General features: G+C 41.1%; 7 protein-coding genes. 2 read left to right on the forward strand and 5 right to left on the reverse strand.

Annotated features, from left to right (window positions below; translation table 11 throughout):
* The first annotated feature begins 89 nt into the window (after positions 1 to 89).
* Both ACWVCM_RS01745 and ACWVCM_RS01750 read left to right on the forward strand, forming a co-directional pair.
* Positions 90 to 365: an outer membrane beta-barrel protein gene (locus ACWVCM_RS01745; protein WP_455199983.1), complete on the forward strand. Its 276-nt coding sequence runs from the start codon at positions 90 to 92 to the stop codon at positions 363 to 365.
* Positions 366 to 660: 295 nt separating this feature from the next.
* Complete coding sequence (locus tag ACWVCM_RS01750; protein ID WP_455199977.1) at positions 661 to 1359, forward strand: PrsW family intramembrane metalloprotease; 699 nt, start codon at positions 661 to 663, stop codon at positions 1357 to 1359.
* A gap of 199 nt (positions 1360 to 1558) precedes the next feature.
* On the opposite strand, the gene ACWVCM_RS01755 is transcribed toward ACWVCM_RS01750, so the two are convergent.
* The 5 genes from ACWVCM_RS01755 to ACWVCM_RS01775 all read right to left on the reverse strand — a co-directional run.
* Positions 1559 to 2029 carry an aminoacyl-tRNA deacylase gene (locus ACWVCM_RS01755; protein ID WP_455199978.1) on the reverse strand — a complete coding sequence of 157 codons (471 nt, stop codon included), beginning with the start codon at positions 2027 to 2029 and terminating at the stop codon, positions 1559 to 1561.
* 359 nt (positions 2030 to 2388) lie between these two features.
* Entirely contained in the window at positions 2389 to 2946 is a 558-nt protein-coding gene (locus tag ACWVCM_RS01760) for a hypothetical protein (RefSeq protein WP_455199979.1), read from the reverse strand.
* A 75-nt stretch (positions 2947 to 3021) separates the two neighbouring features.
* Positions 3022 to 4431, reverse strand: a complete 1410-nt coding sequence (locus ACWVCM_RS01765; protein WP_455199980.1) for a M16 family metallopeptidase — start codon at positions 4429 to 4431, stop codon at positions 3022 to 3024.
* Positions 4432 to 4631: 200 nt separating this feature from the next.
* The gene (locus tag ACWVCM_RS01770) at positions 4632 to 6278 is read right to left on the reverse strand and encodes an ExeA family protein (protein WP_455199981.1); all 1647 of its coding nucleotides are present in this window, start codon (positions 6276 to 6278) and stop codon (positions 4632 to 4634) included.
* A gap of 401 nt (positions 6279 to 6679) precedes the next feature.
* A partial coding sequence (locus ACWVCM_RS01775) for a mechanosensitive ion channel family protein (protein ID WP_455199982.1) occupies positions 6680 to 7485 on the reverse strand: 806 nt, incomplete at its 5' end.

The following is a 7485-nucleotide window of genomic DNA, read 5'->3' on the forward strand; positions in this document are numbered from 1 at the left end:
GAGCCTAAGGGCAGAATTGCGATTCCATTCAGAACCGCCGCATATGCTTTAATTTCACCGAGAAAATTGACGCCCTCAACACCGGTGAAATTAAAGCATATGCGGCGGTTCTGAATGGAATCGCAATTCTGCCCTTAGGCTCGCTTTTTGAGCTCTATGGAAAAGCAGGTGTTTCAAAATGGAAAGTAGAAGCTGAATTAAATAGCCAAAATATTGGCTCTAATGACGACATTGATCCGGTTTATTCGCTGGGCTTTGGATACCACATTGATTATGATTCTACGATTCGACTCGAATACGAAATCTCCGACTATGACGACACAACATTCAGCGTCATATCCTTCGGCTTCCAGCATAATTTTTAGCATTCTTCACTGTAAATATTCTGCCATTGCGCTGCTTCATGAAACCAGGCAATGTCAATAACCATATTTTTCCCACGCTGACTTACACTAAAGTAAGTTACTTAATCAAACACAAGTCGCTCAGCAAGCGCAATTCACTGTTGCGTATACGCTTTCCGTACCTGTAATCCGGCAGAGTACCTGGATAGATTCTAATAATTGTACGAAACGGCTTCACGATTGAGATGCTTCCATCAAAGATATTCGATTTATATCCGTTAATCACAGGTAAGTTTGAGAGAAATTTAAAACCTTCATGAAAATTCTCACTTTGATTATTGCGCCAACTTTTTTTTGGGCCGCCTATCACTACTATAAAGACAGGCATCAACCGGAGCCCATCGCAAACCTGTTACTCACTTATGGTTTAGGAATTGCGGCAGGTTATCTTGGATTACACGCTTATGTGTCACTGGAACTAGTTGGTCTACGCTTTAACGCTTATGAGCTGGCCGAAAACAATCGGTTGGGATTATTTTTCTATTCAATTTTTGTTATCGGAGTCATTGAAGAAGTTGTCAAGTTTATACCATTCTGGTTAATAGGTATGCGACTTCATCATTTTGATGAGCCAATAGATGGAATTATCTATGCATCATTTGTGGCATTGGGCTTTGCGACCTATGAGAACTTCTATTACCTACCTCATTTACAGGGCACAGAACTTGTCGCACGAGCCATTACTTCACCATTGATACATGTTATGTTTGCCTCGATTTGGGGCTACACATGCAGTCGTGCTCAAATGCGTAATCGTCCACTGATTCCAGCCGCCATTTCGGGACTCGCAATAGCTATTACTGCCCATGGACTTTATGATTTTATTACCATTGGCCTTTCGGAATGGCTGCGGATTTTTCCGCCGGTTATTATACTAAGTATCTGGATTTGGCGTATGCGTGTTATTCGCAGGCTACAAAAGCATCATTTAGAAACAATAAAAAAATCAGAATAGATAAGAAATAGCGATCGGATGCGAAAAAGGGAATAACACCCAGGTTCCAGTAGCAAGTTGTTGTTAACTTTTCATATATTGATACGTCGTTGAAGGAAGTGACTAAAGCTATTTCTTAATAAAAGAAACACAGTCAGAGAACATTATTGGTCAATAACCAAAGCTAGCTCTCTGACTATTTATTCAAATTTATCAGAAATCAAACATGCCTTGTAAAATCACTACAGTGTGAATTCCTTATCAACTGTCTAAAGTCATCATTTTTGATATGCACCAGGTTTTGATGGTCTCCTGCTTCGAGATACAGATCATCGCGATTCAATAGTTTGTTATCGACAATCATATCAATGGCATACGCATCACCGATTGGAGGAATTGCACCAATTTCACAATCAGTGAAAATGCTTGCCAATTCTGCTTCTGGAACCAGTTCTAAATGACGATGAAATTTAGAAGCCAGGTCACTCAACTGTACGTGATAGGTCGATGGCACTACCGCCAATACATAATCCTGATCATCTTTCAGCAGTACACTTTTTACTAAATTATCACCTGGCACATGGGCAGCCTGAGCCGTTTCCATGCTGGTATCTGTGGGAGTATGAGTCACCAGATCATAACTTATGCCAAGTTCCTCAAGATACTCCTGTAATGTGATTGCAATAGCCATGACAATCCCTCCTCTTATCAGTAGCTAAAACGTATAAAATAAGAATTCATATTGAAAATATAGTTCAGGAAATGAATTTGGTAAGCTTAGTGAATGGATGTCGGTCAACGCGTTAACCTGGATCAAAGAGCGATCGATAATTCTATAAAACTTTTATATACATGTTAAAAATGGAATTATTACCACTCTGCCATAGAGAACCAGGCTTCTACTGAGTGTTAAATTTCAGATATTTTCTAATTTAGCAATAGATTCAGGCTGTTTTATTCTAAAATCAGTACACAGCTAATAAATACCTAATCTCCTGAATACGTCGCTTTAATTATTTACCTGTTAGCAACAACGCTTTTCCAATGGGTCTATAGGTCTAGTTGTGAAATGCCAAATATTGCCTCTTGAATACTTTTTTTCACAGAGCCTTCATTGGCATGGGTATATCGATTTGCACCACCCAGGTTATCACGCACTCTTACCGAAACCTCATGTGCGGTTCGTTTTTGATACACTGACCGCCTGGGCTCGCGCTTCATTAAAACCCAGTTCATAGGCACAACAGTAGTTATTTTCGCAGTTGTTGTACCTACTATATTGGAGTTAAACACTATCACTTCCAATATATAGTCTGCTTCCTGCTCGGATGCCAACTTCTTAAACAAGCCACTTTGTACAATAGATGTTTTTATTACATTGGTAAGCTTTTCATGGTCGACATCATCCTTCCTGCCTCTGGCAGAACTGAGCCCCATCTGTCCTTTTACACTTAATGACACCGAGTACGGGTGACGATTAACAACATTAAACTCCGTAGGCATCATGTTTTCCACTTTGACGTTCCTTGAACAGGAAAATAATGTGGTTATTAATACAAGGTGAATCGCGAGTAAGGTGATCAAGGAGATGATTGGTGATTTTTTCATTGCTACTCTGCTCTGCATTCAGTGAGTTACGAATTTTTGTAAAGCTATATAGCTTACCTGTCTTTCGACATTTATTTATACAATCCCAGGTCGCCTGATTTTTCGGGCAAGTCTCCAGCCCACAATGATTACCAGGATCATCATTGCCATCACCAGCAAATAAAACTGCGTATAGGTTAAAGTAGGCCGAACGACTGCTACCACCATATTGTCGTCATTCAAATAAGCCGTGGTCGCGTCACGAATTGCATCGATTGATACCTTTTCGATATGATCTTCGTAGTTTTCAAACTTACCATAACGTTTGATATCTTCGATAGTTAACGCATAGTACTCTGAAAAAGATGCATTGGATTCATAGCCCCGGGCCGAATTGAGCAGAATTTTTTGCTTTACGTCTTCCAGGCGCTTCTCATCAAGTTTCCCCTGTTGGTATTCAGCAATGGCTTGCCTGATCAATTCAATGTTTTGTTCGACATCATCCAGATCCGAATCCGTTTCCAGAACGAATGCCCCAAAGTCATTATATAAATAAGTGTAGGCGCTGGGTGCATATGCCATCCCTTTTTCAACACGTAGTTGATTATATAATTCAGTTTGAAAATACGACTCCAGCACATCCAGCGAATAATAATGCGATGAATAAAGACCACTGGTACGGTAAATAAAATAAATCGTCGCCTCAGAACCTACCAGTGGTTGCCAACGTCCCTCGATAATATCAGTGACAGGTTTAAATGATACGGGGACGGGGCGTGGTTTGATACTGTCACGGGATTCTTTGGGCATTGTACCAAATGTCTGCTCAATAAGCTGTTTTGCTGTTGATCGCTCAAAATCACCAACTACTGCAAGGGTCATATTCGCTGCAATATAGTAGTCTCGATAAGCTTTCAGCACGTCTTTCCGTGTTATTAATGTTGTTTCGTCCAGGCCCAGGCATTGATATTCCATCCCTGGAAAAACCAGGTTTATCGCCCTGGCTGCCGCCGGTTGTATGATTTCGTTTTGATAAAGCCACTCTCGCAGTCTGGAAGGCTTACCACCGTTTTCCCGAAACACAATTTTACGTGATTTCTCGACATTTTCCTCAGTAATTGTGGAATCTACAATAATCTCATGCAGGGTTTTTATTCCCGTATCCAGGTGCTTACTGAATATTTGCAGAGAATAAAGTGTATAGTCACTCGCGGTTTCTGCATTCCACGAACCACCATGGGATTCAATCAAATGATCCAATTCGGCCTCGCTATGCGCGGAAGTGCCGGTAAACAACAAGTGTTCAAGAAAGTGAGCTGTCTCACGCTTACCACAGGGAAAGTTCAGGTGACCAATATCTACGTTCAGTTCAATAGCTACATTGCGTGCACCATGGCGGGGTTTTAGTACGACATGCAGACCATTTTCCAGAACATAGTGATCCACATCATAAAACCCAGGCTGGGAATATTCACTGGTCAAAGCTGACGGGCTATTTACACTCATTACAAATAGCAAAACAGGTATAATAGTATGTCTAATTACAATCATATTGCTCATAGTACCTGATAGAACTAAAAAGATCATTCTGTCAAAGTACCATTAAATAACGACGGCTGGAAAAATAAGGAAGGAATAGTCAGGATAAATGGCACATAGCCTACCTGGCTGGCAACAGTCATCGCAAAAAGCGAAATGATTCTGATCTACTTCAAGAGCACTCTGGCCGCGGCTACATCATCTGGATTATCGAAAGGGCTGGGACTAACAGAACTTGTTCGCCTGCCTGGGATTTTTAAAGCTGATGCTGCAATACTTCTGTTTTCAGTTGATTGGGCAATTTGTGTATTGTTGGCTCTAGTATCGCTAACCACCCACATCACAAGCGTTATAATTAATGATGTTGCGATACTGGCACTCATTGCAATTTGCATAGCTGATTTGCTGGTCCTACTTGCATAATCATCAAAGGAACCATTATTAAAGTAACTATCATGTTCAGAATTAACCTGACAATTCGGGACACTTAGAACAGGATAGGTTTTGCGTGCCAGCTTGCGTTTATCCACTCCAGTGTTTCTTTGGACGTCCTGGCATTGCTGGCTGTTATCTTCCAAATTTATCATCGAATCTGGAAGAATTCTTTCCAGAAAGGCATTCGTGCCCCGCCTGCTTTTCACTGGTCCTGGAATTTTGCGAGACGCAGAGCAATGAGCGCGCTCGGAAGAATCCTGCTGCTTGCCACCTGCATCTTGCCCCTGATCGTTGATCTCATCCAGGCACGCCTCAAATGCGCTTTGAACATCAATCATTGAGATAGCCCCAGGATCATTTACATCAGAGAGTGGGTCATTACCGGGAGTATTGGATATTTCGCTTGCGCTTCCCTGGTGTTCTGTTATTAATTGTGAAGTCTTTTCTGATTTTCTTTCTGCAACAGGCTGATCTCTATATTCCCGGGAATTACCGTAACTATTCAAGTTAACCACATTTTTTGGCCTCGCGATATCAGATCCACTTACCTCTAACCTGTGAAGTTGTTCTTCCTGCTGAAAAATTCGAACTAAATTAGCGTCAATTTTATGGGTGTCTTCGAGAAAACCCTGAAGAAACACGCGATGGCACAATAAGTTAATGTGCCAGGGAATACCTTCTGAAATTTCGTATATCAGTTTATAGGCAGAATCTGTGATTTCCGGATCACCCAGCCAACCAGCTTCTATTAAACGGTGTTCAATATAATGGCGAACATCATGCGCTGCTAAGGTGTCCAGCTGAATCGTCGTTTGCTCTAATAGCAAATCGTTTGATTTTTGTTGAATGAGTTTATCCCATATTGAATTTTCTCCAAATAAAAAGCACTGTACTGGCGCAACTCCCTGGTTTTTTAAATTGCATAACTGAATTAGTTTTTCCAGGGAATTAACTGTTAAGCTTTCAGCATTATCTATCAATACTATAAACCTCATTCCATCACCGGCTTTTAAGACCACCTGTTGCTGGATTTTCCCAAGCAAAGCTTCCTTTGACCAAAGCGCATCACCAACAAAACCCATATTCACAACACCAAAAGCGGCGGCAATAGAATCCAGAATATTGTTTGCCCGCAAACCAGTCAGCGGAATTTGTGCGACCACAGTAGTTTTCGAATCCAGTTCTTTAACAAACTTTGTCATTAACTCAGTCTTGCCGGTACCAGCAAGACCAGTAACCGTCGTAATACGGGTATCGCTATCTAAAACCTGTCGCAGTTTAACCAAGCCACATCGATGCGTACTACTGTCGTAGAAAAATGCCGGGTCTGGCGCGAGTTGAAATGGTGACGCACGTAATTTATAGAATGTCTCGTACACTCAATACTGTCCCTGTAAATTGAATGTCTGTCAGTAGTAAGCGCGTATACCGGGAAGGTAAAAATCACTGCTCGCGTACTGCTTAACGTTTTTGAATTTTGAGTTGAATGTATGTGTTGATCAATCAACCACGTGTCGTCAAATAAAGCATGTACATATATTGAATCGTACGTATGATTATAAATTTTAACATCAGTTACGTAAGTATCAAGGAATTACAGATTTTTCGGCAAGTTATGATAAATTTGATTAATTTTTGTCAACGGTAACAGGCACTTTGTCAGAGGAAAACCTACGCAGTTGTAGTAATAACACTGATGACAGCAATGTGTTTTTGAAAATCGTCAGCTAATGAAAACATCAGGAAGATCCACAGTAGCTAATTAATAATGCGAAAAGAACTAATCCCCCTCGTTCTTATTATCAGCAGGCTTCTCTTCCACCGCTATTTTGGACTGAGCAGGTAAATCCCGGACATGGATATCACGCTGTGGGAATGGAATTTCAACACCGTTCTCACGAAACGCCGCGTCGATCGCAAAATTTATATCACTAATCGTCGACAAACGTTTATCGATATTTTTAATATAGCAACGCAACTCAAAATTCAAAGAACTATCCCCAAAGCCAAGAAAAATCACTTTTGGTTCTGGGTCTAACTTTCCACCGACAACAACTTGTGGATGTTCATTGGCAATTTTCAACAAAATATCTTTCACCCTGGCAGTATCAGTGCCATATGCCACGCCGATTGGCACTTTGATACGACCGCGCATGTCATGTAACATCAAATTGGTGACATTTCCTGAAATCAATTCAGAATTCGGTACAATAATGTCTGCTCTATCAAATGTCTGAATTTGAGTGGAACGAATACTGATTTTTTTTACATAGCCCTCAACCGCTCCTACCACCACCCAGTCACCGGTTTTCACTGGACGCTCAAATAATAAAATCAATCCTGATATGAAATTATTAACAATGTTTTGTAACCCAAAACCAATACCAACAGATAACGCACCGGCAATTATTGCCAACTTGGAAAAATCCATGCCGGCAACACTTAACGCAAGAATAACGGCAATTGCTATACCCACGTAACCGGAAATGGCCACCATCGATTCCCGTGCGCCACGCTCGATTGAGGTCCTGGCAAGCCAACGTTGATCCAGGCGCTTACGGAACCAACCGTTAATAGTCAACAACA

The organism is Kaarinaea lacus, from assembly GCF_975902315.1.

Excerpts from the sequence above, each read along its gene's own strand:
- ACWVCM_RS01750 (WP_455199977.1), top strand. The coding sequence starts at position 661 with ATGAAAATTCTCACTTTGATTATTGCGCCAACTTTTTTTTGGGCCGCC.
- ACWVCM_RS01755 (WP_455199978.1), bottom strand. The coding sequence starts at position 2,029 with ATGGCTATTGCAATCACATTACAGGAGTATCTTGAGGAACTTGGCATA.
- ACWVCM_RS01760 (WP_455199979.1), bottom strand. The coding sequence starts at position 2,946 with ATGAAAAAATCACCAATCATCTCCTTGATCACCTTACTCGCGATTCAC.
- ACWVCM_RS01765 (WP_455199980.1), bottom strand. The coding sequence starts at position 4,431 with ATGAGTGTAAATAGCCCGTCAGCTTTGACCAGTGAATATTCCCAGCCT.